The organism is Modestobacter sp. VKM Ac-2979 (assembly GCF_026967995.1).
Lineage (GTDB): Bacteria > Actinomycetota > Actinomycetes > Mycobacteriales > Geodermatophilaceae > Modestobacter.
This window is the reverse complement of the sequence record NZ_JAPVBO010000001.1, coordinates 730,092-753,139: the sequence shown is the minus strand read 5'-3', so window position 1 is coordinate 753,139 and position 23,048 is coordinate 730,092. Positions and strand designations below refer to the sequence as shown.

Below are 23,048 nucleotides of genomic sequence, written 5' to 3'. Positions count from 1 at the left end.
TGATCAGCGGCTGGGCGGCTCAGCTGTGGGCGGGCGCCAGGCCGAAGGTGGGTCGGTCGGCCTCGGCCACGAGGTCGAGCTGCTCGGGGTGGTCGACCAGGTACTTGCGGATGAACGAGCAGTAGGGGAGCACGTGCAGGCCCCGTTCGCGCGCGGCGGTGAGGACGGTGGCCACCAGCTGGGTGCCCAGACCCCGACCGCCCATCGTCGGGTCGATCTCGGTGTGCGGCAGGGTCATCACGCCCTGGTCGACGTGGTAGCTGGCCAGGCCGACGACGCGCTCGCCGTCCCGGATTTCGAAGCGGCCCCGCTCGGGGACGTCGACGACCGTGATCTCCATCTGTGCTCTCCACCTTCCGCGCCTCCGGCGCCGTTGCCGGGGCTCGTGCGTGCCGAGACAAGGTAACGGTTGCGACACCGTGCCGCCCGCATCTCTCCCGACGAGTCGGGGGGCCAGGTCGTTCCCTGGTGCGGCTCCGCCTCGGTCGCCGTCTTGGTGACTGCCCGTGGCCAGCCGCTTCCGAATTGGCCCGATCAGACTGCTGCATGGAGATCTCATGACGATCTCATGACATTCCTGCACTTCACTGGGGGCGGGCTCTGCATGCCCGGTCACACGGACATACCCGCAGCCCAGCGCGGTGACACGTCCAGCAGGACACGGATCTCCGTCGGTTCGCGGAATTGTCTTTGTGCTCTTCGACACCCCGGCGCGTCACGACCCCATAACGGAATTGCACGATCGACTGAATGCGCCATTTCGCCGCCCAATTCACTGTTAGCGTCCTGTTCTGAGATGGGAGCGGGTCCGCCTGCCCCCACCCCGGCTCGCCGCCCGGCGCACTGCAGAGTGCGCGCCGACGCCCCTGGCGTCGTGGACGGCGAGCCGCACCCGCGCCCCGTGGCGCCCGCCCCAGGGGCGGTGCGCCCGGTGGGACGACACGGCCGGTGAGGCTGCTCCTCGGAGCGGCGTGCCCGCGCTCGTCGTGCCGCCCGGCCCGGGGCCGTGTCCGCCGACGAGAGGTTGCCCGTGCCCGCAGTACACGCCGAGGGGTTGTTCAAGGTCTTCGGCCGGCGCACCGCCGAGGCGGTCGACCGGCTCCGGGACGGCGCCTCTGTCGCAGAGGTGCGGGACCGAGGCGCCACCCCAGCCGTCATCGACGTCAGCTTCACCGTCGAGCCGGGCGAGATCTTCGTGGTCATGGGGCTGTCCGGCTCGGGCAAGTCGACGCTGCTGCGGATGCTCAACGGGCTGCTGGAGGTCACTGCCGGCACCGTGCACGTGGGTGAGGCCGAGCTGACCGCGCTGGACGACAAGGCGCTGCGCCGGCTCCGGCAGGAGCAGATGAGCATGGTGTTCCAGCACTTCGCGCTCTTCCCGCACCGCAGCGTGCTGGACAACGCCGCCTACGCCCTCGAGGTCCGCGGCGTCGACCGCGCCACCCGCCGGGCCAAGGCGCAGGAGGCCCTCGCACTCGTCGGCCTGGACCAGTGGGCCGACCAGAAGCCCGGGCAGCTCTCCGGTGGCATGAAGCAGCGGGTCGGCCTGGCCCGCGCGCTGGCCGCCGACACCGACCTGCTGCTGATGGACGAGGCGTTCAGCGCACTGGACCCGCTGATCCGCCGCGAGATGCAGGACCAGCTGCTGGAGCTGCAGGCCTCGCTGGGCAAGACGATCATCTTCATCACCCACGACCTCAACGAGGCCATGCGCCTCGGTGACCGGATCGCGATCATGCGCGACGGCCGCGTCGTGCAGATCGGCACGCCCGACCAGATCCTCGAGACCCCGGCCGACGACTACGTCCGCCAGTTCCTCGCCGACGTCGACCGTGGGCGGGTGTTCACCGCCCGGCACGTGATGGTCGAGGCACCCACCCTGGTCTCCCCGACGGCTGCGCCCGCGCAGGTGCTGCAGGCGATGCAGGACCACCGCTCCGGTTCCGTGCTCGTCGGGGACGGCGACGGCCGGGTGGCCGGCGTGGCCACCGAGGACGCCGTCCGGGCCGCCGTCGCGGCGGGGGCGCCGTCGCTGGCCGGCCTCGCCCTGCTTCCCCCGGTCGACGTCCGGGCGACGACCACGCTGAGCGAGCTGCTCGCCCCCGCCGCCCAGGACGAGGTGCCGGTGACCGTCGTGGACGACGCCGGCCGGCTGCTCGGGGTGGTGCCCCGAGGCGCGGTCCTGGCCGCGCTGGGGGGCGTGCCGCGCCCCGCACCGTCCCTCTCGCGGGCACCGGCCGACCCGGTCGGCGCGACCGCCGTGACGACGAAGGAGACCGTCCGTGGCTGAGACCGTGCTCCGGGCCGCCGAGGACGGCGCCCTGCCGCAGATCCCGGTGGGTGACTGGATCGACACCGGCTTCGACTGGGTCACCGAGAACTTCTCCCCGGTCTTCGACGTGATCAGCGCCGGCACCGAGGCCGGGGTGGAGGGGCTGCGCGACGCGCTGCTGTTCCCCCCGCCGGTCCTGTTCGCCGTGCTGCTGGCCGTGCTCGGCGGCGTGGTGCGGTCGGTGCGCTTCGCCGTCGTCTCCCTGCTGGGCCTGCTGCTGCTGATCAGCATGCGGATGTGGGAGCCGGCCATGGCCACGCTGGCCCTGGTTCTGGTGTCCGCGGTCATCGCGGTCGCGATCGGCATCCCGATCGGGATCGCGGCTGCGAAGAGCGACCGGGTCAGCGCGGCGCTGCGGCCGGTGCTCGACTTCATGCAGACGATGCCGGCCTTCGTCTACCTCGTGCCCGCGGTGACGTTCTTCGGCATCGGCCTCGTCCCGGGCGTCGTCACCACGATCATCTTCGCCATGCCGCCGGGGGTCCGGCTGACCGAGCTGGGCATCCGGCAGGTCGACCCGGAGCTGGTGGAGGCCGGGCACGCGTTCGGCAGCCCGCCCGGCCGGATCCTCCGCGGCATCCAGTTGCCGCTGGCCCTGCCGACGATCATGGCCGGGGTCAACCAGGTGATCATGCTGGCGCTGTCCATGGCGGTCATCGCCGGGCTCATCGGCGCGGCCGGCCTCGGTGGCGTCGTCGTCACCAGCATCTCCCGGCTCGACGTCGGGCTGGGCTTCGAGGGCGGCCTGTCGGTCGTCATCCTCGCCATCTACCTCGACCGGCTGACCAGCGCCTTCGGCCAGCGGCGCGGGCGGCTGTCCGGCATCCCGTCCTTCCTCAGCCGCGGCGGCACGGTCGGCAAGGCCGGCCTGGGCGCCAGCAGCCGGTCCGCCGATGCGGTCATGCCCGTCGGAGCCGACCAGAACTCACCGAACCGACCTGCCCGGTAGCCGACCGGCGCGGCCCTCCCGGGCCGTCGCCGCGGAGCCGGAGCACCAACGGTGCGCGGGGCAGTCGACCGCCGCCAGATGTAGGAGAGGAACGACCGCATGAACAAGCACCTGACCACCCGAGGCGCACGTCTGACCGCCGGCCTCGCCGCCGTCGCACTCACCGCCACCGCCTGCGGTGGGGACGCCGAGGAGGACACCACCGCCGCCGGCGGAGCGTCGGCCGGCGGTGACTGCGAGACCGTCAACCTGGGCTTCATCCCCTCCTGGACCGACGGCCTGAGCATGGCCCACCTGTGGGACGGCGTCCTCGGCGAGCAGGGCATCGAGGTCGAGATGACCGAGATCTCCGAGGCGGCTCCGCTGTACGCCGGCCTGGCCGGGGGCGACGTCGACGTCTACCCGTCCGCCTGGTCCGAGGTCACCCACTCGGCCTACATGGAGGAGTACGGCGACCAGCTCGAGGACCTCGGTGCCTGGTACGAGGGCGCCAAGCTGACCTTCGCCGTCCCGGAGTACACCGACATCGAGTCGATCGCCGACCTGACCGGCAACGCCGAGATGTTCGACGGCCGGATCGTCGGCATCGAGCCCGGTGCCGGCCTCACCGCCACCACCAAGGACAGCGTCATGCCGACCTACGGGCTGGAGGAGGACTACACGCTCGTCGAGTCCTCCACCACCGCGATGCTGGCCGAGCTGCAGGCGGCGACCGACGCCAACGAGGACATCGTCGTCACCCTGTGGCGTCCGTTCTGGGCCAACAGCGAGTTCCCGGTCAAGGACCTCGCCGACCCGGAAGGCGCCCTGGGCGACTCCGAGGGCCTGCACACGCTGGCCCGTGAGGGCTTCGCGGCCGACTGCGCCGACGTGGCGTCGATGATGGAGAACGCGACCCTCACCGACGAGCAGTACGGCTCGCTGGAGAACATGGTCGTCAACGAGTACGGCGAGGGCCGGTACGACGAGGCCGTCGACGCCTGGCTCGAGGAGAACCCGGACTTCATGGAGTCCCTGCAGGCCTGATCGGTGCGCTCCGGCGCTCGCTGAGCGCCGGAGCACACACCCGAGGGGCCCGACGGCGCATGCCGTCGGGCCCCTCGGTCGTCCGATACCCTCTCGTCGGCAACCGGCCCGCGCGCAGCGGCCGGTGGTGGTGCAGCCGCACCGCCGCAGCCCCCGTAGCTCAGGGGATAGAGCATCGGTTTCCTAAACCGTGTGCCGCAGGTTCGAATCCTGCCGGGGGCACCAGCTGGTCACTGCAGTTCGACGAACCGCTCCACGTCGGTCGGCCGGCCGGCGATGACGATCTCGGCGCCGTAGGTCAGCACGGTGTCGTAGTCGGCGTGGGTGTAGCTCGCCGTGTTCTCCGCCTTCACCGACACCACGGTGACGTGGTGCTTCTTCCGCAGGCCGGTCTGGCCGAGCGGGACGCCGACGATCTCCCTCGGCGGCTTGGTCTTGGCGAACACCCACTGCGGGTCCAGTTCCACCCAGTCCAGCAGCCGGCCGGCGACCAGGTGCGCGATGCGCTCGCCCATCTCCTGCTCGGGGAAGACGACGTGGTGGGCGCCGATGCGGCTCAGGATGGTCGCCTGCTGCCGGGTCACGGCCTTGGCCCAGATGGTGGGGATCTCGAGCTCGGACAGCAGCGCGGTGGTGAGGATGCTGGCCTCGAGGTGGCCGCCGATGGCCACGACGACGCGGCTGAAGTCGGCGATGCCGATCTCGCTCAGCGCATCCGCGTCGGTGGTGTCGGCGATGACCACCTGACCCAGCTGTCCGGACAGCCGCTGCACGATGTCGGGCCGGTTGTCCACGGCGAGCACCTCGGTGCCGCCGCGGGCCAGTTCGAGGGCGAGAGCGGTGCCGAACCGACCCAGGCCGAGCACGGCGACGGGGTCCTTGTGGTTAGCCAACGATGGTCCTCTCCTCGGGGAGCTGGTGCCGGCGGGCGCGGTCGCGGAGCGCGAGCCCCGACGCCAGGGTGAGCGGCCCGATCCGGCCGATGTACATGAGCAGCACGAGCAGCACCTGCCCGGCCGGCGGTATGTCGGCGGTGATGCCGGTCGACAGGCCGACGGTGGAGAAGGCCGAGACGACCTCGAAGAGCACCACGTCGAAGCTGAAGTCGGTGAGGGCCTCCATGACGAACGTGGAGACGGCGACCACGCCGATGCCGAGCAGGGCGATCGCGAGCGCCTGGCGCTGGTTGGTGCTCGGCACCCGGCGACGGCCGACCTCGACGTCGGGGTCGCCGCGCATCTCCGCCCACAGGACGTAGGCCAGCAGGCCGAAGGTGGTGACCTTGATGCCGCCGGCGGTCCCGGCGCTGCCGCCGCCGATGAACATGAGCGCGTCGGTGAGCAGCAGCGTCTCGGGCTGGTAGGCGGCGATGTCGAGGTTGTTGAACCCGGCGGTGCGCGGCATCACCGCCGCGGTGAACGCGGCCAGCAACGTCGCGCCGGCGCCCAGTGGGCCGAGGGTCCCGGGGTTGTCGCCCTCGGCGATCAGGAACAGCAGGGTCCCGCCGACGAGCAGGACGACGGTGACGATGACGGTGATCCGGGTGAGCACCGACCAGCTCTTCGGCGACCGCCACTCGCGGACCAGCTCGAAGACCACCGGGAAGCCCAAGCCGCCGATGATGATCGCCACGCAGATGGTCAGGCTGATCCACGGGTCGGCCACGTACTGCACGAGGCTGTCGGCGTTGAGCCCGAAGCCGGCGTTGTTGAACGCCGAGACGGCGTGGAACACACCCGAGTAGGCCGCCGACGACAGCGGCTGGTCGTAGCCGGTGGCGAACCGGATCCCGAGCACGACGGCGACCACGGCCTCGACGCCGAGGCTGAAGAGCACCACCCGGCGGATGACCCGGCGGACGTCCGCGGCGGACAGCGCCTTGGTCTCCGCCTGGGCGATCAGCCGGGCCCGGAGCCCCAGTCGGCGGGACAGCACCACCGCGAGCAGGGTGGCCAGCGTCATGATCCCGAGGCCGCCGGCCTGGATGAGCAGCAGGATCACCGCCTGGCCGAAGCCCGACCAGTAGGTGCCGGTGTCGACGGTGACCAGCCCGGTGACGCACACCGCCGACGTGGCGTGGAACAGCGCGGTGAGGAAGTCGGCACGACCGGGGCCGGCGACGGCGATGGGCAGCGACAACAGCGCGGTGCCGACGGCGACGGCCACGGCGAAGGCGCCGGCGATGACCCGGCCCGGGTGGTGGAAGCCGCGCGCGGGGGTCGGGCGGCCGGCGGGGCTGCGGATGCCCTGCGTCACCGCAGGCCCGTCGGGCGGGCACAGCGGCGGGCGAGCACGGCGACACGGTGCCACACCGCCCCGGCTCTCCGGCTGTGGAAGGCCGAGCCACGCCACCCGCCGGTCGTGTCGCTCGCCGGGGCGCGGGCGACACTGGGGGCATGACCGCTGCTGATGCCGGGCCGCGGGCCGACCAGAGCCCTCGCCCCCTGACCGACGAGGCGCGCGAACTGCTCGACGCCCTCCTCGCCCACGACTTCCTCGGCGTCGCCGAGCTGCGAGCCCAGGTCGGGCGGGCGACCTCGACGCCGGGCTGCCGCTGCGGGTGCGGGACCCTCGACCTGCAGGTGCCCGACGACGTGCCGGCCGCGCCGGCCAGCGGTCCGGCGCCGGTCGAGGGCACCGTCGTCGGTGCCGACGGGTCGCCGGTGGGCGGGGTGCTCCTCTTCGTCGAGGACGGCCGGCTGAGCCGGCTGGACGTCACCTCCCACGGCGACCCGCTCCCACTGCCCTCTCCGGACCAGGTCACCTGGGGCCCCACCCGGTGGGCGCGCGAGGACACCGTGCGACGGCCCGCCCGGTTCCGCCGGGGCCAGCCCGGCTGAGGGCAGCTCCCGCGGGTACCGGGGCCTCCATGGCACGCAGCGCCGCGGTCGCGGCCGCCGACCAGTGGACCGACGCCGATGACGGGATCAGGTACCCCGCCGGTGAGGTGCACGCCTGGCTGCCGGGACGCAACGAGACGGTCTGCGGGTTGTCGCTGAGCAGGTCCCGGCTCGCCCGGTTCCCGCACGTCAGCTGGGCCGACGTGCAGCCGGAGTCCGGCCGGCACGCGGAGGGCGTGCAGGCTGTCTGCCGGCGCTGCCGCGCAGCCCAGGGCGCCCGCCGGGACGACCGCGGCTGGACGCGGAGCAACCCCCGCCCCTGACGGTCGCGGGGCCTTGACTCCGCACTCGGTAAGCCCTAGCTTACGTTCGTGCCTGCTTACCAAGCGCGTGACGGCTGGGAGGCGTTGGGTGACCCCACCCGGCGCGCGATCGTGGCCTCGCTCGCCGAGCGGCCGCAGGCCGTCGGCGAGCTCGCCGACGAGCTGCCGATCAGTCGGCCGGCCGTGTCCCAGCACCTCAGGGTGCTGAAGGACGCCGGGCTCGTCACCGACCGCGCAGTCGGCACCCGCCGGGTCTACCGGCTCAGCCCCGAGGGCCTCGGTGCCCTCCGGGACCAGCTCGACACGTTCTGGCAGCGGGCCCTCGACGGCTACCAGGACGTCGCCGAGCCGGACGTCACCGCACGACCGACACAGGAGCAGCCATGACCGAGACAGCCGCACTCGTGGTCCGCCGGCAGATCGTCGTCCATGCCCCGATCGACCGGGCCTTCGCGACGTTCACCGAGCGGTTCGGCGACTTCAAGCCGCCGGAGCACAACCTGCTCGGGGTGCCGATCGCCCAGACCGTCTTCGACCCGGAGGTCGGCGGCCACATCACCGACCGGGGCGTCGACGGCAGCGAGTGCCGCTGGGCGCGTGTCCTGGCCTTCGACCCGCCGGACCGCGTCGTCTTCAGCTGGGACATCAGCCCGCAGTGGCAGGTGGAGACGGACCCCGAGCACACCAGTGAGGTCGAGGTCCGGTTCATCGCCGAAGGTCCTCAGCTGACCCGGGTGGAGCTGGAGCACCGCCACCTCGACCGGCACGGCGATGGCTGGCAGGCCGTCCGGGACGGGGTGGCCGACGACGCCGGCTGGCCGCTGTACCTGTCCCGGTACGCCGACCTGCTCCGCTGAGGCGGACGGCCGGTTCCCTGTCACCGGCCGGCCGCAGGTAGCTTAGGCAAGCCTCAGCACGCCTCCGGTGTGTGTGCGTCCTCCTGACAGCAGGTCAGGCCGCGCACCCGGACCATCGACAGGGACCCACGATCATGCGCACGTCCTCCAGCCGGGCGGGCCTCGCCATCGCCGCCGTTCTCGCGCTCACCGCCTGTGGCGCCTCCGAGGTGGTCCCGGAGGCCGAGGTCGCGAGCGGGGGCGAGAACGCCACCGACTACCCGCTGGTGGTCGACAACTGCGGCGAGTCGATGACGTTCGAGGCCGCGCCGCAGCGGGTCGTCTCGCTCGACCAGGGCTCGACGGAGATCCTCCTCGCGCTCGGCCTGGGCGACCGGGTGGTCGGCACCGCGTCCTGGACCGACCCGGTCCTGCCCGAGCTCGCCGAGGCCAACGCCTCGGTGCCGCGGCTGGCCGACAACGCGCCCAGCTACGAGGTGCTGCTCGACGCCGATCCCGACTTGGTGACCGCCTCCTTCGCCCGGCACTACCGCACCGGCGGCGTGGTCGAGCGGGAGCGGCTGGGGGAGACCGGCGTCGACGCCTACCTGTCCCCGGCCGACTGCGAGGGCGAGCTGCTCATCAACGGGGGCGGCACCCGCACCCGGCCGCTGGAGATCGACTCCGTGTACCAGGAGATCCGTGAGCTGGCGGAGATCTTCGACGTCTCGTCCCGCGGGGACGAGCTCATCGCCGACCTGCAGGAGCGCGCGGGCGCCGCAACCGACCGGATCGAGGCCAGCGACCGCACGATCGCCTTCTGGTTCGCCGACACCAAGTCCCCCTACGTGGCCGGAGGCCTCGGCGGGGCGAACCTGCTGGCCACCACCGTGGGTGCGGAGAACGTCTTCGCGGACCTGGGCGACGACTGGACCGCGGTCGGGTGGGAGACCGTGGTCGAGCGGGACCCGGACGTGCTGGTCCTGGGCGACCTGCAGCGCGACCGGTTCCCCGGTGACCGGCTGGCGGACAAGAAGGCGTTCCTGGCCTCCGATCCGCTGACCAGCACCATGCAGGCCGTCCAGGAGGAGGACTACATCGCGCTGCACGGTGCCGAGATGAACCCCTCCATCCGCTTCGTCGACGCGCTGGAGAAGCTGGCCGACGGCCTGGACGAGATCGGGCAGGCACCCTGACCGCCGTGACCACCCCCGTCACGGACGGGGTCGGGAGCGGGTCCGGGACGTCCCCCGGGAGCACACTGCGGGTGGTGCTGCTGCTGGTCGGCGGGATCGTCGCGGTGGCCCTGTCGGTGGGTGCCGCGATCACGCTCGGGCCGGCGGACGTCTCGTTGGTGAACGTCCGCGACGTGCTGCTCAACCACCTGAGGCTCGCCGACATCCCGGTCCGGGTGGTCAAGGACGCGATCGTCTGGGAGGAGCGGCTGCCACGCGCGCTCACCGCGGCGGCGGCCGGCGCCGGCCTGGGGATCTGCGGTGCGGTGATGCAGTCGCTGCTGCGCAACCCGCTGGCCGACCCCTTCCTGCTGGGGATCTCCTCCGGCGCCTCCACCGGTGCGGTGGTGATCGGCGTCCTCGGGGTCGGCGGGTCCGTGATCGGCCTGTCCGGCGGGGCCTTCATCGGTGCCCTGCTGGCCTTCGCCCTGGTCATGCTGCTGGCCCGGCTGGCCGGCGGCGGCACCGACCGGGTGATCCTGGCCGGCGTGGCCAGCACGCAGCTGTTCTCCGCGCTGACCTCCTTCGTCATCTTCGCCTTCGCCGACGCCGACGAGACCCGCGGCGTGATGTTCTGGCTGCTGGGGTCGCTGGAGGGCGTCCGCTGGGACGACGTGGCGCTGTGTGCCGTCGTCGTCGCCGTGGGCATCGCGCTGTGCCTGGCCTACTCCCACGCGCTGGACGCCTTCTCCTTCGGCGACGAGATCGCGGCCTCGCTGGGCATCGCGGTGGCCCGCGTGCGGCTCGGCCTGCTGGTGCTCACCGCGCTCATCACCGCGACGCTGGTGAGCGTCACCGGCGCCATCGGCTTCGTCGGCCTGGTGCTCCCGCACGCAGCGCGGTTCCTCTTCGGGCCCCGGCACGCCGGGTTGATCCCGGCCACCGCACTGATCGGCGCCGTCTTCATGGTGTGGGTCGACGCCGTCTCCCGGGTGGCGTTCCAGCCCACGCCGCTGCCGGTCGGGGTCGGGACGGCGCTGGTGGGCGTGCCGGCCTTCGTGCTGATCCTGGTGCGGAAGCGGCGGGGCCAGTGACCCTCCAGGCGGATCGGGTCGTCTGGCACCGCGGCGGCAGGCTCGTCGTCGACGAGGTCACCCTGCGCCCGGCTCCCGGGACGACGATCGGGCTGCTGGGGCCGAACGGCTCGGGCAAGTCCTCCCTGCTCCGGCTGCTCAACGGCACCGCCAAGCCCGAGTCCGGGGTCGTCACCCTCGACGGCGCCGAGCTCAGCTCCCTCGCCCGGCGCGACATCGCCCGGGCCGTGGCCGTGGTCAGCCAGCACGCCGACACCGACGTCGACATCCGCGTCCGGGACGTCGTGCGGCTCGGCCGGATCCCGCACCGCGGCTCCTTCGGCACCGCCTCGGCGACCCGCGACGAGGAGGCCGTCGCCGAGGCGCTGCGGCACACCGGGCTGACCGACAAGGCCGACCAGCGCTGGCACACCCTCTCCGGCGGAGAGCGGCAGCGCGCCCACATCGCCCGCGCGCTGGCCCAGGAACCGCGCGAGCTGCTGCTGGACGAACCGACCAACCACCTGGACATCCGCCACCAGCTGGAGCTGCTGTCGCTGGTCTCGCGGCTGCCGGTCACCAGCGTCATCGCCCTGCACGACCTCAACCTCGCGGCGACCTTCTGCGACGAGGTGATCATCCTGGAGCGCGGTCGGGCGGTGGCCGCCGGCCCGCCGAGGGAGGTGCTCACTGCGGAGCTCATCGCCCGGGTCTACGGCGTGCGGGCCCGGGTGGGCGTGGACGAGCGGGGACGGCTCACCGTGCTGTTCGAGCCCGGCCCGCTCGAGTCCTCGGACGAGCTGACCCCGGAGGACGCACCACCCGCCTGGTGACCCGGCGTCACCGGCCAGAAGATCGTCCACACGAAAGTGCTCAAGCAGTCCGTTCACCCGGTCGATCTACTGGTTGTCAGTCGATGACCCTCAGTGAGCGGAGTCCGAACGTGTCCACCCCCATGGCCAGCACCCCCCGCGGCGTCACCCGCGTCCTGATCCTCGCCGACGCCCCGGTCCTGCGCCGTGGGCTGGTCGGCATGATCAACGAGACCGCCGGCATGCAGGCGGTCGGCACCCCGGGGGAGCCGCGTCGCGCGCTGACCCTGGCCGAGTCCGCTCGGCCGGATGCGGTGGTGGTGGAGCTGGGCACCGGCCGGGCGGCCACGCTGAACGCGGTGCGGGACCTGCGTCGCCGGTTCCCGCAGCTGGCCGTGGTGGCGCTGGCGACGTCGGAGGACCCGGGTGTGGTGAACGAGGCGCTGGCCGCCGGCGTGCGCAGCTACCTGCTGATGAACACCTCCCCGACGCTGCTGGGCTGGGCCGTGCTGGCCGCGCGGGCCGGGCGCACCGTGGTGGACCCGCAGATCCGTCGCGGGGAGGGCTCGGCGGAGCCGGTGTCGCGGGAGCTGACCCCGGAGGTGCCGCTGACCCGTCGTGAGTCCGACGTGCTCGACGAGCTGCTCCAGGGCCAGTCGAACCGGGCGATCGGGAAGAACCTGTTCATCTCCGAGGACACCGTGAAGTCCCACGTCAAGGCCATCCTGCGCAAGCTGGGCGCCCGCGACCGGGCACACGCGGTCTCCCTGGTGCTCTCGGCACGCAACCCCGGCTGCAGCTGCGGCGCCCACCGGCTCACCGAGGCCCCGGCCGACGTCTGACCGCAGGCATCACCCCGGCCGGCGGGCAGATCCAGGACTACCGTTCCGGGCATGGTCGGCATCCTGGCGGCTGCACTCCTGGTCCTCGTGCTGGCCGGACTCGTGGCCTGGGCGATGTCGGTGCCGCAGACCTCGGTGACCGGTGCGGCGGGCTGGCGGCTGCCCCCGCGCGAGCGGGCCCGCCAGCAGTTGGCTCTCGCCGCGGCCCGCTGGACGGTCGGCCACGACGAGGTCGACGGCGTCACCCGCGTGCTCCTGCAGCGCACCTGCATCGGCCTGGACGGGCGGCCCGACGTGCTGGAGGAGCGCGTCTTCGACAGCTTCCCGGCGCACGACCCGTTGTGGGAGGCCCGCTTCACCGAGGCGATGGCCAACGCCCGGTTCCGCGCCCGCTACCTCAACACCGAGGAGGGGCAGCCGGAGTAGCCGGACGGCCGAGGCGGAGGATGGGGCCATGGGTCAGGTCGTCGCCACCGCAGAACAGCTCGTGCACGCACCGGCGGACGTCGTCCGCGCGGCGCTCGCCGACTACGAGGTCACCCGGCCGAAGGTGCTGCCCGAGCAGTACAGCGAGTACCGGGTCGACGCCGGTGGCCAGGGTGCGGGCACGAAGGTGCACTGGCGCCTGCAGGCCACCTCCAAGCGGGTGCGTGAGCAGGACGTCGTCGTCACCTCGGGCGCCGACGGTGCCCTGGTGGAGAGCGACGCGAACTCCAGCATGGTCACCACCTGGACCGTCGACCCGGCCGACGCCGGGTCGAGCACCGTGCGCGCCCGCACCACCTGGACCGGGGCGAGCGGCATCGGCGGCTTCTTCGAGCGCACCTTCGCGCCCAAGGGGCTGGCCCGCATCCAGGGCGCCATGCTGACGCGGCTGGACCAGGAGCTCGCCACCCGCTGACGCGCGGGGCGCTCAGGACGAGGTGCCGGGCCAGTCGTAACTGGCCGCCGTGATCCGCCGCGACAGCTCGTCGCGCAGCTCGGCGCAGTCCGCGGTCTGCTCGGCGAGCCGGGCCCCGTCCACCGCCAGGCCCTGCCGGCCGGCCTCCGCGGCGTCCAGTGCCGGCGCCGGGGGAGCCTGCCCACCGCCGGCCGTGGGGGCGTGGGTGACGTACTGCTGCACGGCGGACAGCACCGACCGGCGGACGCCGGGCGGCGGTCGGTCGGCCGGGTCGGCCGCAGCGGTCAGCACCAGCACCGCGTCGAGCAGCACCGCGACCGCCGGTGCGGTGCCCAGCTCGGGCGACCGCGGGCGGTAGGCGTGCAGCAGGGGATAGGCCCGGTGCTGCTGCCCCACCGTCGTGAGCGTCGAGGACAGCGACGACAGGGACACCACGGCCGGGAACGCCGTCCCGGACGAGGCCAGGCCGGCCGCCATCTCTGCGCCGGTGCTGCCGAATCCGGTGACCTGGGAGGCGAAGCTCCGCTTGCCGACGACTGCGGAGATCACCGCGGTCAGGTACGAGACCGCCAGCGTGATCAGCAGCATCCCGCTGAGCGCGGACGCCATGGTGGCCAGCTGGAAGCCCGCCCCGGCCGGCTGGTAGCCGCCGTTGCCCAGGGTCGCGACGTTGTAGCCGGCGAAGTAGAACCGCTCCCACACCGAGGCCGGCGCACCGGTCGAGGAGCCGACCACCGCCTCGTCGCCGCCGAGGAAGACCAGCGACCAGCCGATCCAGAGCAGGGTGAACCAGGAAGCCAGGGTCGCCCCGATCAGGACCACCCCGGGGCCGCCCACGAAGCGCACCAGGGCCGAGTCCGACACGGCAGGCCGCCGGGTCAGCCGCCACCCGACGCGGGTGAGCAGCTGGGTCAGTGGCCCGGGGCCGCTGGCCACCGCCAGCGTGGTCCGCACCTCGTCGACCACGGCGAACGCCACGATGGCCACGCCGATGACGTCCCACCACCACCCGGTCATCGGGCACCCGGCCGGTGGTCGGCGATCCGGTCAGGCAGGGGTGCGAAGACGGTCGGCCTCCTCGGTCGGGCCCACGGAGGCCGGGCGGACGGGAACTCTGGACGAGAGTGACCGGGCAGGCGGTCGGCTACACACGCCGATCGCGGCGCATCCGCCGCCGGGCAGGGACGATGGAGGAGTGACCGCAGCGACCCCCACCGTCGAGGGCCTCTCCGAGCTCGCCGACCTGCTCGCCGACGGTGGCGCCGTCGTCCTCTCCGGCGCCGGGCTGTCCACCGACTCCGGCATCCCCGACTACCGCGGCGCCACCGGCTCACTGCGCCGGCACACGCCGATGACCTACCAGACCTTCACCCGTGACCCCCGCGGCCGGCACCGCTACTGGGCGCGCAGCTACGTCGGCTGGCGGCAGATCGAGCGGGCCTGCCCCAACGCCGGACACCGCGCGGTCGCAGCGCTGCAGCAGGCCGGGGCGGTCGGCGAGGTGATCACCCAGAACGTCGACGGGCTGCACCAGGCCGGTGGTGCCCGCGCCGTGCTCGAGCTGCACGGCGGGCTGGACCGCACCGTCTGCCTGGCCTGCGGTGACATGGCCTCCCGTGCCGACCTCGACGTCCGGCTGCGGGCGGTCAACCCCGGGTTCCGGCCCGAGCCGACCGACGAGGTCAACCCCGACGGCGACGTCGAGCTGCCCGAGGAGGCGCTCGACGGGTTCGTGATGGTCGACTGCCTGGCCTGTGGCGGGGGGCCGCTCAAGCCCGACGTGGTCTTCTTCGGCGAGACCGTGCCCCGCGACCGCGTCGACGCCTGCTTCGCCCTGGTCGACGATGCCCGGTCGCTGCTGGTGCTCGGCTCGTCGTTGACCGTGATGAGCGGCTACCGGTTCGTCATCGCCGCCGCCAAGCGCGGCATCCCGGTCGCCATCGTCAACTCCGGGGCCACCCGCGGGGACGGGAAGGCCACGCTCAAGGTCGACGCGCCGCTGGGTGCGGTGCTGCCCGAGCTGGCCCGCCGGCTGGCATGACCCGCGAGGTCGAGCACACCGAGGACGGCCGCTGGATCGTCGTCGACGGCCGGCGGTGGCGGACCGCGGACCCCGCGCTGCCGGACGACGTCCGGGCCCGCCTGCTGCACCACCTCGGGGTGGCCCGCTCGGCGGTGCGCACGCACCGGGGCGACGGCGACGCGGTGGCCGCGGCCCGCGCCCGGGTGCAGCTGGCCAAGACCGGGCTCGGCGAGCGCGGCACTGCCTGGTGGGAGCAGGACGACGCCGAGCGCCGGACCCGCTGGGAGACCGCACTGGCACAGCTCGACCCCTGAGGCGCCGAAGTCGCGCTTTTGGCCCCTCGATCGGCTGGGAGGTTGGCCGTCGGCCGGCCCGGGCAGGAAGGGCGGCGATGCAGACGTTCCTGCCGGTCGCCGACTTCACCGAGTCCGCCCGGCTCCTGGACAACCCCCGGTTGGGCAAGCAGCGGGTCGAGTGCCTGCAGGTGCTGCGCGCCCTCGAGCTCCCCGACTACGGCTGGGCCAACCACCCGGTCGTCACCATGTGGCGCGGGCACACCGCTGGGCTGGTCGTCTACTCACTGGCCATGGTGCGGGTCTGGCGCGAACGCGGCTTCGCCGACAGCACCGAGACGCTGATCGCCGAGTTCGCCCCGGACGCCGCCCGGCTGACCCAGGCCGAGGCCGCCGCCGCCGGCCTGCTGCCCAGCTGGGTGGGCCACGAGGAGCTGCACCGCTCCCATCGGTCCAACCTGGTGGCCAAGGACCCGGGGTTCTACCGGTCCCGGTTCCCCGGCGACCCCGACGACCTGCCCTACCTGTGGCCCGGCGCCGACGACGTCCCGCCCGCAGCTGCGCCCGAGGGGGTCCCGGTCTGGGTGGTGCGGCCCCGGGCGCACCCCGAGCTCGGCGCGGCGCTGGCCACCGGCGTGGTCGGGTTGGGCACCCAGTCCGGCATCGACGTCGACGCGACCGGTCAGTCGGCGGCCGAGCTCCGGGCGCTGTCCAAGGAGCTCTCCGGTCGTCGCCCGGCCAAGGACCTGCGCCAGCTGTCGGCGTTCCTGGACGAGGTGGCGCCCGGGGACCTGGTCGGGCTGCCGGTCGAGCACGGCGCCGGGCTGCTGCTCGGTGAGGTCGTGGGTGATTACGCCTTCGCCGGCCGGGAGCTGCTGCCGCACCGCCGTCCGGCCCGGTTCGCGTCCGTGGTGCCGCGGTCGGCGGCGCGGCCGCCGGCCACCCTGCAGGACCCGCGGGCGCTGTTCCGGGTCGTCCTGGACCCCGACGCCGTCCCGGCCGGGCTGCGCTGACCTCCTCGACCGCCGGGGCGGTCGGAGGTCGCTCACCGCAGGCCTGCGCCGACCTCCGAGACCGCCGCGGCCAGCCGCCGCCGCGCCTCGGGGAGGTCGGCCGGTTCTCGGGCGGCGTGCACGAACCACCAGGCGCCGGCGTAGAGGCGCCGGAGCCAGACGAACGGCGCGAGCTCTGCCTCGCTCACCGGGTCGGGCATCGCGTCCAGCGCCGCCCGGCCGTCGAGGCGGGCCGAGCAGCGGAGGCTGGCCAGGTCCCAGGCGCGCGGGCCGCGGGAGGTGTCCTCCAGGTCGGTCCAGCGCAGCCCCTCGCCGGTGACCAGCAGGTTGCCGGGGTGGGTGTCGCCGTGCAGCGTCATCTCCGCGCCGACCAGCCGTGGCCGCAGCGCGGTCACCAGCTCGCCGACCTCGCGGAGCATGGCCGGGGCGGCCCCCAGCTCGGTGCCGGTGTCGCGGAAGACGGCCAGGTCCTCCAGCGGCCGGTCCAGCGGCGAGCCGGTCCACAGCGGCGGCAGCGTGCCGAGCACCTCGTGCAGCTCGGCCAGTGACCGGCCGGCCTGCTCCGCGGTCGGTCGATCCGGCGACACGTCGACATGTCGCCAGAACGACACCGTGAGCCCGTCGTGCTCGTGCGGTCCCGGCGGCAGCAGGTCCGACGGTGGCACGACCGCCGCCCCGGCCGCGGTCAGCGCTGCGGCCAGCGCCAGCTCCCGGGTGAACGGCCGGCGGATCTCCGGACGGAGCAGCGGCGTGTAGACGGCCACCCGGGCCACCACCGGCGCAGGGCGTAGGTGCACCACCGCGTTGACGCCCCAGGACAGCAGCGCCGGGGCCTCGACGGGCAGGCCGTGCCGCCGGGCGACGGCGACAGCCGCGGCGACGGCCTGCTCGATCGAAGCCGTCACGGCCCGGGCAGCGGCACGTTCTGCAGTCGCACCTGCCCGCGGGCCGCGATCTTGCCGTCCTCGCGGGTGAGGGTGACCAGCCACAGCTGCAGCGTCTTCCCCTGCTGCACCGGCTCGGCGAGGACGTCGAGCCGGCCGGCGGTCATCGGGCGCAGGAAGTCGGTGCTGTTGTTCACGCCCACCGCGAACTGGCCGCGCTCGGCGACGGCCGCGCTCGCCCCCACGCTGGCGGCGCCCTCCACGATCGTGCAGTAGACGCCGCCGTGCACGACGCCCCACGGCGTGTGGTGCTCCGGCCCGACCTCGACGTGCCCGATGACCCGGGTGCCCGTGACCTCGGCCAGCTCGAACCCGGTGGCCGCGACGAACGCGCTGGCGGCCGTCAGGTCCGGCGTCACGCGGCGTCCCAGACCAGGCAGAACGGGTGCCCGACCGGGTCGGCGTAGACCCGGAAGTCCCCACCGCCACCGGGCAGCCGGCGGGCGCCCAGCTCCAGCACCTGCGGCTCGGCGGCGTCGACGTCGGCGACCCGGATGTCGAGGTGGAACTGCTGCGGCCGGGCTGGGTCCGGCCAGTCCGGCGGCTGGAGGTCCGGAGCCTGCTGGAAGGCGATGCGGTACCCGGCGCCGGTGACCACCACCCAGTCGTCGCCGGGCTCGCCCTGCACCTCCATGCCGAGCAGGCCGGCGTAGAACGTCGCCAGGGCGTGCGCGTCGGGGGCGTCGATGACCACGGAGTGCAGCTGACCGATCATGGCGGTCATCCTCTCCCGGCCCTGCCCGGGCCCACCACCAGGTGTCCGGCCGGCGACCCCGCGCGCTGGTCAGCGCGGAGCGTGTCGCACGATCAGGGCATGGCCGCACCCGACTCCGCCCCGCAGCTCGGCACGTTGACCTGGCTCCCGGCCGCCGACCACCTGGAGCTGCTCGGCGAGCCCGTCGCCGCGGCGCTGCCGTCGCTGACCGGGCCGGCGTGGGTGGCGTCCATCGACGACGAGGCCGCCGACACCGCGGCGTTCACCGACGTCTACGAGGTCCCGGCCGCCGCCTCGGCCAACTGCGTGGTGGTCGCCGCGCGCCGGTCGGGGGAGACGACGCTGGCCGCCTGCCTGGTGCTGGCCACCACCCGCGCCGACGTGAACGGGCTGGTCCGGCGGCACCTGGGGGCGCGCAAGGCCTCGTTCGCGCCGCAAGACGTCGCGGTCGCGGAGAGCGGGATGGCCTACGGCGGGATCACCCCGGTCGGGCTGCCGGCGTCCTGGCCGGTGCTGGTCGACGCCGCGGTGGCCGCCAGCGAGCTCGTGGTGATCGGTTCGGGCACCCGGGGCAGCAAGCTCGCCGTCTCCGGCGCCGTGCTGGCCGGGCTGCCGGGCGCGGAGGTGCTCGAGGGGCTGGGCCAGCCGATCGGCTGACCGTGCCTACCCTCGGGGGCGTGTCAGAGCGCGATCAGGAACCCGCACCGCCGCGCCCCGAGCGGGCACCCGACGACAGCGACGTCGGCTGGGGGGACCGGCTGACCGACTCCGACGACGACGACCTCCGCTACCTGGAGGACCGCCCGCCGCACTGGGGCAGCGACTAGAAGGACCCCACTGCCCCCCACGCCTCGCGAGCTCGCCGCGGGGCCCTGCAGCGGGGCCGTTCGTGCCCGTCTCAGTGCGGGTCAGGCGCGGTGTCGGGCTTCCGGGCCGGACGCCGGGGGCTGCCCGTGCTGGGCCTGCAGCAGATCGCGGATCTGGACCAGGAGCTCGGTCTGGGTGGGCAGCACCGGCCCGGTCTGCTCGCCCCGCTCCCGGCGCTCGAACAGCGCCTTCATCGGCAGCACGACCACGAAGTAGATGACCGCCGCGGTCAGCACGAAGGTGATCAGCTGGTTGACGAAGTCGCCCCAGGCGAAGGTCTGCCCGTTGACCTCGAACGTCCCGCCCTGCACGCCACCGCCCCCGACCAGGCCGATCAGCGGACGCAGGAACGCCTCGGTGAACGAGCTGACCACGGCGGTGAACGCGGCCCCGATGACCACCGCCACCGCGAGGTCGATGACGTTCCCGCGGAGCAGGAAGTCCTTGAAGCCCTTGAGCACGGACGGCACCTCTCGGTCGCGGGGACCTCGCTGCGGAGCCCCATGATCACGGCCGGCCGAGCGTAACGGTGAGCGTCCCGGTCGCCGCGGCAGCGGCCAGCCGCGCCGCGGTGTCCGGGGAGACCGCCAGCACCAGCAGCCCGCCGCCGGCCGGGGTGCCCACCGTCGGGCCGTCGGTGAGCTCCGGCGCCGGGGCGGTGAGCACGCGGGCGCCGCTGGCGACCACCTCGACGACCGGGGCCGCGGTCGCGCCGGGCGCACCGGCGGCCAGCACGTCGACCCGGTCACCGGCGCGCAGCAGCGTCGCCACCGCGAGGTCGGCCAGCCGCACGGGGGCGGCGACCTGCCCGGCGGGGACCGCCGACCACAGCCCCGGCCCGACCAGCCGGACGTCGGTGACCGGCTCACCGGAGCGCACCGGCGCGGCCAGCAGCTGACCGGTCAACCCGCCGGCGTCGGCCGTGGCCCCGGACGGGAGCAGGCCGCTGGGCAGTTCGGCTGCCGCGAGATCGCCGGCGGTGAGCACCGTGCCGGCCGGGAGGTCGGTCGCGGCGACGACCACCGGGACGGTCTGCTGCCCGCGCACGACCGGAGCCGACGGCGGTGGGCGCAGCGCGAGGACCAGGGCCAGGCACACGAGCGCAGCCGCAGCCACCTGCCGGAGCAGGTGCACGGGGGAGCGCGGACGGCGGAGACGGGGCACACGGCGACGCTAGGAGCAGCGGCGGTGCCCGTCCCGGTGCAGCGCGAGGCTGTGGACCGCGGGCCCGGCTGTGGACCGGCGGCAGCGCGCCGCCGTCGTCCGTGCGCCGGTCAGTTGGCGGCCTTGCCCCCGCTGCTGCTGGACGAGGAGCTGCTCGACGACGACGTCGTGCTGCTGGCCTTGCTGCTGCTGGAGTCCTTGCTGCCGCTGGAGTCCTTGCTCCCGCCGGAGTCCTTGCTGCTGCTGCTGGACTCCTTGCCGCTGGACTCCTTGCTCCCGCCGGAGTCCTTGGCGCCGGAGCCGGCGGACGCGCCCTCGCCCTTGCGGCTGTCGGTCCGGTAGAAGCCCGACCCCTTGAAGACCACGCCGACCGAGCCGTAGACCTTGCGCACCGGCGCCTCGCACTCGGGGCAGGTGGCCACGGCGGGGTCGGTGAACGACTGCACGACCTCGAACTCGTGCTTGACCTCGGGGTTGGTGCAGACGTACTGGTAGGTGGGCACGGTGTGGGAGCTCCTCGTCCGATCCGAGCCGGGCTGGCACTCGGCCCCGGCGACTGCCAATGATGCGCCGTCGGCCTGCCCGGCGTCCACGCCGGTCGGCCGGTGTCGGCCCGCCGGGTGACGAGCGTCTCCCGCTGCGGCCGGACGGCGCCGGCCCGGCCGGTAGCGTGGCCGGGCGTGTCCTCCCCGTGGCTCGACGAGCAGCAGCAGCGCACCTGGCGGGCCTGGCTGGCCGTCGCCGAGCTGCTGCCGCGCACGCTCGACGCCCAGCTCCAGCGGGACGCCGGCCTCACCCACGCGGCCTACGTGGTGCTCGCGATGCTGTCCGAGGCGCCGGGCGGGAACCTGCGGATGAGCGACCTGGCGCGCACCGCGAACCAGTCGCAGAGCCGGCTCTCGCACACCGTGGCCCGGCTGGAGGAGCGGGGGTGGGTGCGCCGCGAGAAGGCCGCCGAGGACCGCCGGGGCAACGTCGCCGTGCTCACCGACGCCGGCCGGGACGTCGTGGAACGGGCCGCGCCCGGGCACGTGGCCGCCGTCCGGGAAGGGGTGTTCGCCGCGCTGACCCCCGCGCAGACGCAGGCGCTGGAGGAGGCGCTCGCCGCCGTCCTCGACCGGCTGGACCCCGACGCCACGCTGCGGGCGCACGAGCCCGGCTGAGCAGCGGGAAGCCCGCCCGCCGGGGCGGTGTTGGCCGCAGTGATGTCCGAGACCCCGCTGCCCCTGTCCGTGCTCGAGCTGGCCACCGTCGGGTCCGGGCAGACCACCGCCGACGCCCTGGCGCACACCGTCGCCGTCGCGCAGGCCGCCGACCGGCTCGGCTACCGGCGGCTGTGGGTGGCCGAGCACCACAACATGCCGGCGGTGGCCAGCACCAACCCGCCGGTGCTCATCGCCCACCTGGCCGCGGTGACCGACCGGATCGCCGTCGGCTCCGGCGGGGTCATGCTGCCCAACCACGCGCCCCTGGTGGTGGCCGAGCAGTTCGCCCTGCTCGAGGCGCTGCACCCGGGGCGGATCGACCTGGGCATCGGCCGGGCCCCGGGCACCGACCAGCACACCGCGCTGGCGCTGCGCCGCGACCCGAAGCTGCTGTCGGCCGAGCAGTTCCCGCAGGACCTGCTGGACCTGCTGGGGCTCTTCGGTGACCAGCGGGTCGAGGGCGGGCTGGCCGAGCGGTTCACCGCCACGCCGGCCGCCGTCTCCGCGCCCCGGGTGGTCCTGCTGGGCTCCAGCAGCTACTCCGCGCAGCTGGCCGGGCAGCTCGGGCTGCCGTTCACCTTCGCCCACCACTTCGGCAGCCCGCACGCCGTCGCCGCGCTGGAGCTCTACCGGGAGTCCTTCCGGCCCTCGGACGCACTGCCCCGGCCGTACGCCGTCGTCACCGCGAGCACGCTGGTCGCCGACTCCGACGAGGAGGCCCGCCGGCTGGCGCTGCCCGGTCAGCTGATGCGGCTGTCCATCCGCACCAACCGGCTGCGCCCGGTGCCCAGCCTCGCGGAGGCGGCCACCGACCCGGAGCGGGCCGCCGCCGAGGGGATGCCGAGCAACGCGGTCGTCGGCGGCCCGGAGCGGGCGGTCACCGAGCTGCGGCAGCTGGCCGCCGACACCGGCGCCGACGAGCTGATGGTCACCGCCTCCACCCACGGCGTGGCCGAGCGGGTGCGCAGCCTGGAGCTGCTCGCCGCGGCCTGGGGGCTCACCCCGGCTGGGCAGGCCACCGCGGCCTGAGGCGCCGGCTGGGATGCCGGCCGCCGCCTCAGGCCGGCCCGCCTCAGGCGGAGCGGAGGACCGCGGCCTTCACGCTGGTCAGGCCCGCGCCGAGGGCCCCGCGCACGGTGGAGCTCGTCCGCTGCTGCTCGCCCTGCTGAGCGGCCAGCACGATGAGCACGCCGGTCAGCGCGGGGTTGACCCACTGCAGCGGCTTCTGCCCCTTCTGCGCGGCGGCGACGTCCGACGGTGTGTTCGGCGCCGGGTCGGTCGCGGTCGCGCTGGGCACCGGCGACTTGGCCCCGATCTTGGCGCCCAGTGCCCCGCTGGCGATCGACGTCCCGATCGCGGCGACGGTCAGCGCGCTCTTGACCACGGTGTTCGCCATCGCCCCCGGCCCGGTGCCCACCCGGCCACGGTCGGCGCGCAGCATGCCCACCGAGCCGATCAGGTGTGCGGCGATCGCGGCACCCTGCACCGGCGCCCAGGCCGCCCAGCCGATCGAGGACAGCCGCGTCCGTTCGGTGCTGTCGCGGGCGTCGGCCGCGGCCTTGTTCAGGCCGACGGCGCCCATCAGGTTGCCGCCGAACCAGGCGGCCAGGCCGAGGTCGTGCATGGAGCGGAGGACGGTGTGCTGGTCGTTCGACATGGGGTCTCCTCGTGTGCCCGGCCGGCGGCCGAGGCGGGGAGCCGGGAGGTCTGACCGG

At 74.1% G+C, this 23,048-nt stretch carries 31 protein-coding genes and 1 tRNA gene; 21 read left to right on the top strand and 11 right to left on the bottom strand.

Annotation, left to right across the window (positions count from 1 at the left end; translation table 11 throughout):
• Positions 1–19: 19 nt before the first annotated feature.
• Complete coding sequence (locus O2W15_RS03745; protein WP_269161538.1) at positions 20–340, bottom strand: GNAT family N-acetyltransferase; 321 nt, start codon at positions 338–340, stop codon at positions 20–22.
• A gap of 690 nt (positions 341–1,030) precedes the next feature.
• Here O2W15_RS03745 and O2W15_RS03740 point away from each other — a divergent pair.
• The 4 genes from O2W15_RS03740 to O2W15_RS03725 all read left to right on the top strand — a co-directional run bounded on the left by O2W15_RS03740 (position 1,031) and on the right by O2W15_RS03725 (position 4,532).
• Positions 1,031–2,290, top strand: a complete 1,260-nt coding sequence (locus O2W15_RS03740) for a quaternary amine ABC transporter ATP-binding protein (RefSeq protein ID WP_269178409.1) — start codon at positions 1,031–1,033, stop codon at positions 2,288–2,290.
• Complete coding sequence (locus O2W15_RS03735) at positions 2,283–3,281, top strand: ABC transporter permease (RefSeq protein ID WP_269178408.1); 999 nt, start codon at positions 2,283–2,285, stop codon at positions 3,279–3,281. The genes O2W15_RS03740 and O2W15_RS03735 overlap by 8 nt, the downstream gene beginning before the upstream one ends.
• 99 nt (positions 3,282–3,380) lie before the next feature.
• The gene (locus O2W15_RS03730) at positions 3,381–4,307 is read left to right on the top strand and encodes a glycine betaine ABC transporter substrate-binding protein (protein ID WP_269178407.1); all 927 of its coding nucleotides are present in this window, start codon (positions 3,381–3,383) and stop codon (positions 4,305–4,307) included.
• A 149-nt stretch (positions 4,308–4,456) separates the two neighbouring features.
• Positions 4,457–4,532, top strand: a tRNA-Arg gene (locus O2W15_RS03725).
• A gap of 5 nt (positions 4,533–4,537) precedes the next feature.
• Here the strand turns inward: O2W15_RS03725 and O2W15_RS03720 are convergent.
• The gene (locus tag O2W15_RS03720; protein WP_269178406.1) at positions 4,538–5,200 is read right to left on the bottom strand and encodes a potassium channel family protein; all 663 of its coding nucleotides are present in this window, start codon (positions 5,198–5,200) and stop codon (positions 4,538–4,540) included.
• Positions 5,193–6,563 (bottom strand): TrkH family potassium uptake protein, encoded by a 1,371-nt coding sequence (locus O2W15_RS03715; protein WP_269161543.1) that lies wholly within the window; start codon positions 6,561–6,563, stop codon positions 5,193–5,195. Before O2W15_RS03715 ends, O2W15_RS03720 begins: the two co-directional genes overlap by 8 nt.
• 140 nt (positions 6,564–6,703) lie before the next feature.
• On the opposite strand from O2W15_RS03715, the gene O2W15_RS03710 reads away from it, so the two are divergent.
• The 10 genes from O2W15_RS03710 (at position 6,704) to O2W15_RS03665 (ending at position 13,109) form a co-directional block, all read left to right on the top strand.
• On the top strand, positions 6,704–7,147 hold the full coding sequence (locus tag O2W15_RS03710; protein ID WP_269161544.1) for a hypothetical protein: 444 nt from the start codon (positions 6,704–6,706) through the stop codon (positions 7,145–7,147).
• A 29-nt stretch (positions 7,148–7,176) separates the two neighbouring features.
• A complete protein-coding gene (locus tag O2W15_RS03705; RefSeq protein WP_269178405.1) occupies positions 7,177–7,470 on the top strand; it encodes a hypothetical protein in 294 nt (97 codons plus the stop codon).
• A 48-nt stretch (positions 7,471–7,518) separates the two neighbouring features.
• Complete coding sequence (locus O2W15_RS03700) at positions 7,519–7,857, top strand: ArsR/SmtB family transcription factor (protein ID WP_269178404.1); 339 nt, start codon at positions 7,519–7,521, stop codon at positions 7,855–7,857.
• Positions 7,854–8,327 carry an SRPBCC family protein gene (locus O2W15_RS03695; protein ID WP_269178403.1) on the top strand — a complete coding sequence of 158 codons (474 nt, stop codon included), beginning with the start codon at positions 7,854–7,856 and terminating at the stop codon, positions 8,325–8,327. The genes O2W15_RS03700 and O2W15_RS03695 overlap by 4 nt, the downstream gene beginning before the upstream one ends.
• Before the next feature lie 134 nt (positions 8,328–8,461).
• Positions 8,462–9,502, top strand: a complete 1,041-nt coding sequence (locus O2W15_RS03690; protein ID WP_269178402.1) for an ABC transporter substrate-binding protein — start codon at positions 8,462–8,464, stop codon at positions 9,500–9,502.
• 5 nt (positions 9,503–9,507) lie between these two features.
• Positions 9,508–10,575: a FecCD family ABC transporter permease gene (locus tag O2W15_RS03685; protein WP_269178401.1), complete on the top strand. Its 1,068-nt coding sequence runs from the start codon at positions 9,508–9,510 to the stop codon at positions 10,573–10,575.
• On the top strand, positions 10,572–11,387 hold the full coding sequence (locus O2W15_RS03680; protein WP_269178400.1) for an ABC transporter ATP-binding protein: 816 nt from the start codon (positions 10,572–10,574) through the stop codon (positions 11,385–11,387). The genes O2W15_RS03685 and O2W15_RS03680 overlap by 4 nt, the downstream gene beginning before the upstream one ends.
• Positions 11,388–11,497: 110 nt before the next feature.
• Positions 11,498–12,208: a response regulator transcription factor gene (locus O2W15_RS03675; RefSeq protein ID WP_269161551.1), complete on the top strand. Its 711-nt coding sequence runs from the start codon at positions 11,498–11,500 to the stop codon at positions 12,206–12,208.
• 51 nt (positions 12,209–12,259) lie between these two features.
• Positions 12,260–12,634 (top strand): hypothetical protein, encoded by a 375-nt coding sequence (locus O2W15_RS03670; protein WP_269161552.1) that lies wholly within the window; start codon positions 12,260–12,262, stop codon positions 12,632–12,634.
• A gap of 28 nt (positions 12,635–12,662) precedes the next feature.
• Complete coding sequence (locus O2W15_RS03665; RefSeq protein ID WP_269178399.1) at positions 12,663–13,109, top strand: SRPBCC family protein; 447 nt, start codon at positions 12,663–12,665, stop codon at positions 13,107–13,109.
• A 12-nt stretch (positions 13,110–13,121) separates the two neighbouring features.
• On the opposite strand, the gene O2W15_RS03660 is transcribed toward O2W15_RS03665, so the two are convergent.
• Positions 13,122–14,126: an ion channel gene (locus tag O2W15_RS03660; RefSeq protein WP_269178398.1), complete on the bottom strand. Its 1,005-nt coding sequence runs from the start codon at positions 14,124–14,126 to the stop codon at positions 13,122–13,124.
• Positions 14,127–14,304: 178 nt separating this feature from the next.
• Between O2W15_RS03660 and O2W15_RS03655 the strand changes: the two genes are divergently transcribed.
• From O2W15_RS03655 to O2W15_RS03645, 3 genes are all read left to right on the top strand, one after another.
• On the top strand, positions 14,305–15,150 hold the full coding sequence (locus O2W15_RS03655) for an NAD-dependent protein deacetylase (RefSeq protein ID WP_269178397.1): 846 nt from the start codon (positions 14,305–14,307) through the stop codon (positions 15,148–15,150).
• Positions 15,147–15,446 (top strand): biopolymer transporter Tol, encoded by a 300-nt coding sequence (locus tag O2W15_RS03650; RefSeq protein ID WP_269178396.1) that lies wholly within the window; start codon positions 15,147–15,149, stop codon positions 15,444–15,446. The genes O2W15_RS03655 and O2W15_RS03650 overlap by 4 nt, the downstream gene beginning before the upstream one ends.
• Before the next feature lie 77 nt (positions 15,447–15,523).
• Positions 15,524–16,438, top strand: coding sequence for an MSMEG_6728 family protein (locus tag O2W15_RS03645; RefSeq protein ID WP_269178395.1), 915 nt, complete (start codon positions 15,524–15,526; stop codon positions 16,436–16,438).
• Between the two features lie 32 nt (positions 16,439–16,470).
• Here the strand turns inward: O2W15_RS03645 and O2W15_RS03640 are convergent, their stop codons facing one another.
• The 3 genes from O2W15_RS03640 to O2W15_RS03630 are packed head-to-tail and all read right to left on the bottom strand — an operon-like array spanning position 16,471 to position 18,097.
• Positions 16,471–17,343 (bottom strand): phosphotransferase, encoded by an 873-nt coding sequence (locus O2W15_RS03640; protein WP_269178394.1) that lies wholly within the window; start codon positions 17,341–17,343, stop codon positions 16,471–16,473.
• Entirely contained in the window at positions 17,340–17,741 is a 402-nt protein-coding gene (locus O2W15_RS03635) for a PaaI family thioesterase (protein ID WP_269178393.1), read from the bottom strand. The genes O2W15_RS03640 and O2W15_RS03635 overlap by 4 nt, the downstream gene beginning before the upstream one ends.
• Complete coding sequence (locus tag O2W15_RS03630; protein WP_269178392.1) at positions 17,738–18,097, bottom strand: VOC family protein; 360 nt, start codon at positions 18,095–18,097, stop codon at positions 17,738–17,740. The genes O2W15_RS03635 and O2W15_RS03630 overlap by 4 nt, the downstream gene beginning before the upstream one ends.
• 99 nt (positions 18,098–18,196) lie before the next feature.
• On the opposite strand from O2W15_RS03630, the gene O2W15_RS03625 reads away from it, so the two are divergent.
• Both O2W15_RS03625 and O2W15_RS03620 read left to right on the top strand, forming a co-directional pair.
• Positions 18,197–18,754, top strand: a complete 558-nt coding sequence (locus O2W15_RS03625; protein WP_036336221.1) for a YbaK/EbsC family protein — start codon at positions 18,197–18,199, stop codon at positions 18,752–18,754.
• Positions 18,755–18,774: 20 nt separating this feature from the next.
• A complete protein-coding gene (locus O2W15_RS03620; protein ID WP_269161561.1) occupies positions 18,775–18,924 on the top strand; it encodes a hypothetical protein in 150 nt (49 codons plus the stop codon).
• A gap of 81 nt (positions 18,925–19,005) precedes the next feature.
• Here O2W15_RS03620 and mscL read toward each other — a convergent pair whose 3' ends face one another.
• The 3 genes from mscL to O2W15_RS03605 all read right to left on the bottom strand — a co-directional run bounded on the left by mscL (position 19,006) and on the right by O2W15_RS03605 (position 20,631).
• On the bottom strand, positions 19,006–19,425 hold the full coding sequence (gene mscL, locus O2W15_RS03615; protein WP_269161562.1) for a large conductance mechanosensitive channel protein MscL: 420 nt from the start codon (positions 19,423–19,425) through the stop codon (positions 19,006–19,008).
• Between the two features lie 46 nt (positions 19,426–19,471).
• Positions 19,472–20,128, bottom strand: coding sequence for a Flp pilus assembly protein CpaB (cpaB, locus tag O2W15_RS03610; RefSeq protein WP_269178391.1), 657 nt, complete (start codon positions 20,126–20,128; stop codon positions 19,472–19,474).
• 110 nt (positions 20,129–20,238) lie between these two features.
• The gene (locus O2W15_RS03605) at positions 20,239–20,631 is read right to left on the bottom strand and encodes an FmdB family zinc ribbon protein (protein WP_269178390.1); all 393 of its coding nucleotides are present in this window, start codon (positions 20,629–20,631) and stop codon (positions 20,239–20,241) included.
• Positions 20,632–20,808: 177 nt separating this feature from the next.
• Here O2W15_RS03605 and O2W15_RS03600 point away from each other — a divergent pair, with 177 nt between their 5' ends.
• Positions 20,809–21,291 (top strand): MarR family winged helix-turn-helix transcriptional regulator, encoded by a 483-nt coding sequence (locus tag O2W15_RS03600; protein WP_269161565.1) that lies wholly within the window; start codon positions 20,809–20,811, stop codon positions 21,289–21,291.
• Positions 21,292–21,333: 42 nt separating this feature from the next.
• Positions 21,334–22,362, top strand: coding sequence for an LLM class flavin-dependent oxidoreductase (locus tag O2W15_RS03595; protein WP_269178389.1), 1,029 nt, complete (start codon positions 21,334–21,336; stop codon positions 22,360–22,362).
• Between the two features lie 43 nt (positions 22,363–22,405).
• Here O2W15_RS03595 and O2W15_RS03590 read toward each other — a convergent pair whose 3' ends face one another.
• Complete coding sequence (locus O2W15_RS03590; protein ID WP_269178388.1) at positions 22,406–22,990, bottom strand: hypothetical protein; 585 nt, start codon at positions 22,988–22,990, stop codon at positions 22,406–22,408.
• Positions 22,991–23,048: the final 58 nt, after the last annotated feature.

Bases quoted from the DNA above. Each gene is read 5' to 3' on its own strand.
- O2W15_RS03730 (WP_269178407.1), top strand. From the start codon at position 3,381: ATGAACAAGCACCTGACCACCCGAGGCGCACGTCTGACCGCCGGCCTC.
- O2W15_RS03625 (WP_036336221.1), top strand. From the start codon at position 18,197: ATGGCCGCACCCGACTCCGCCCCGCAGCTCGGCACGTTGACCTGGCTC.
- O2W15_RS03660 (WP_269178398.1), bottom strand. From the start codon at position 14,126: ATGACCGGGTGGTGGTGGGACGTCATCGGCGTGGCCATCGTGGCGTTC.
- O2W15_RS03710 (WP_269161544.1), top strand. From the start codon at position 6,704: ATGACCGCTGCTGATGCCGGGCCGCGGGCCGACCAGAGCCCTCGCCCC.
- O2W15_RS03665 (WP_269178399.1), top strand. From the start codon at position 12,663: ATGGGTCAGGTCGTCGCCACCGCAGAACAGCTCGTGCACGCACCGGCG.
- O2W15_RS03690 (WP_269178402.1), top strand. From the start codon at position 8,462: ATGCGCACGTCCTCCAGCCGGGCGGGCCTCGCCATCGCCGCCGTTCTC.
- O2W15_RS03650 (WP_269178396.1), top strand. From the start codon at position 15,147: ATGACCCGCGAGGTCGAGCACACCGAGGACGGCCGCTGGATCGTCGTC.
- O2W15_RS03745 (WP_269161538.1), bottom strand. From the start codon at position 340: ATGGAGATCACGGTCGTCGACGTCCCCGAGCGGGGCCGCTTCGAAATC.
- O2W15_RS03630 (WP_269178392.1), bottom strand. From the start codon at position 18,097: ATGATCGGTCAGCTGCACTCCGTGGTCATCGACGCCCCCGACGCGCAC.
- O2W15_RS03590 (WP_269178388.1), bottom strand. From the start codon at position 22,990: ATGTCGAACGACCAGCACACCGTCCTCCGCTCCATGCACGACCTCGGC.
- O2W15_RS03645 (WP_269178395.1), top strand. From the start codon at position 15,524: ATGCAGACGTTCCTGCCGGTCGCCGACTTCACCGAGTCCGCCCGGCTC.
- O2W15_RS03705 (WP_269178405.1), top strand. From the start codon at position 7,177: ATGGCACGCAGCGCCGCGGTCGCGGCCGCCGACCAGTGGACCGACGCC.
- O2W15_RS03695 (WP_269178403.1), top strand. From the start codon at position 7,854: ATGACCGAGACAGCCGCACTCGTGGTCCGCCGGCAGATCGTCGTCCAT.
- O2W15_RS03670 (WP_269161552.1), top strand. From the start codon at position 12,260: ATGGTCGGCATCCTGGCGGCTGCACTCCTGGTCCTCGTGCTGGCCGGA.
- O2W15_RS03595 (WP_269178389.1), top strand. From the start codon at position 21,334: ATGTCCGAGACCCCGCTGCCCCTGTCCGTGCTCGAGCTGGCCACCGTC.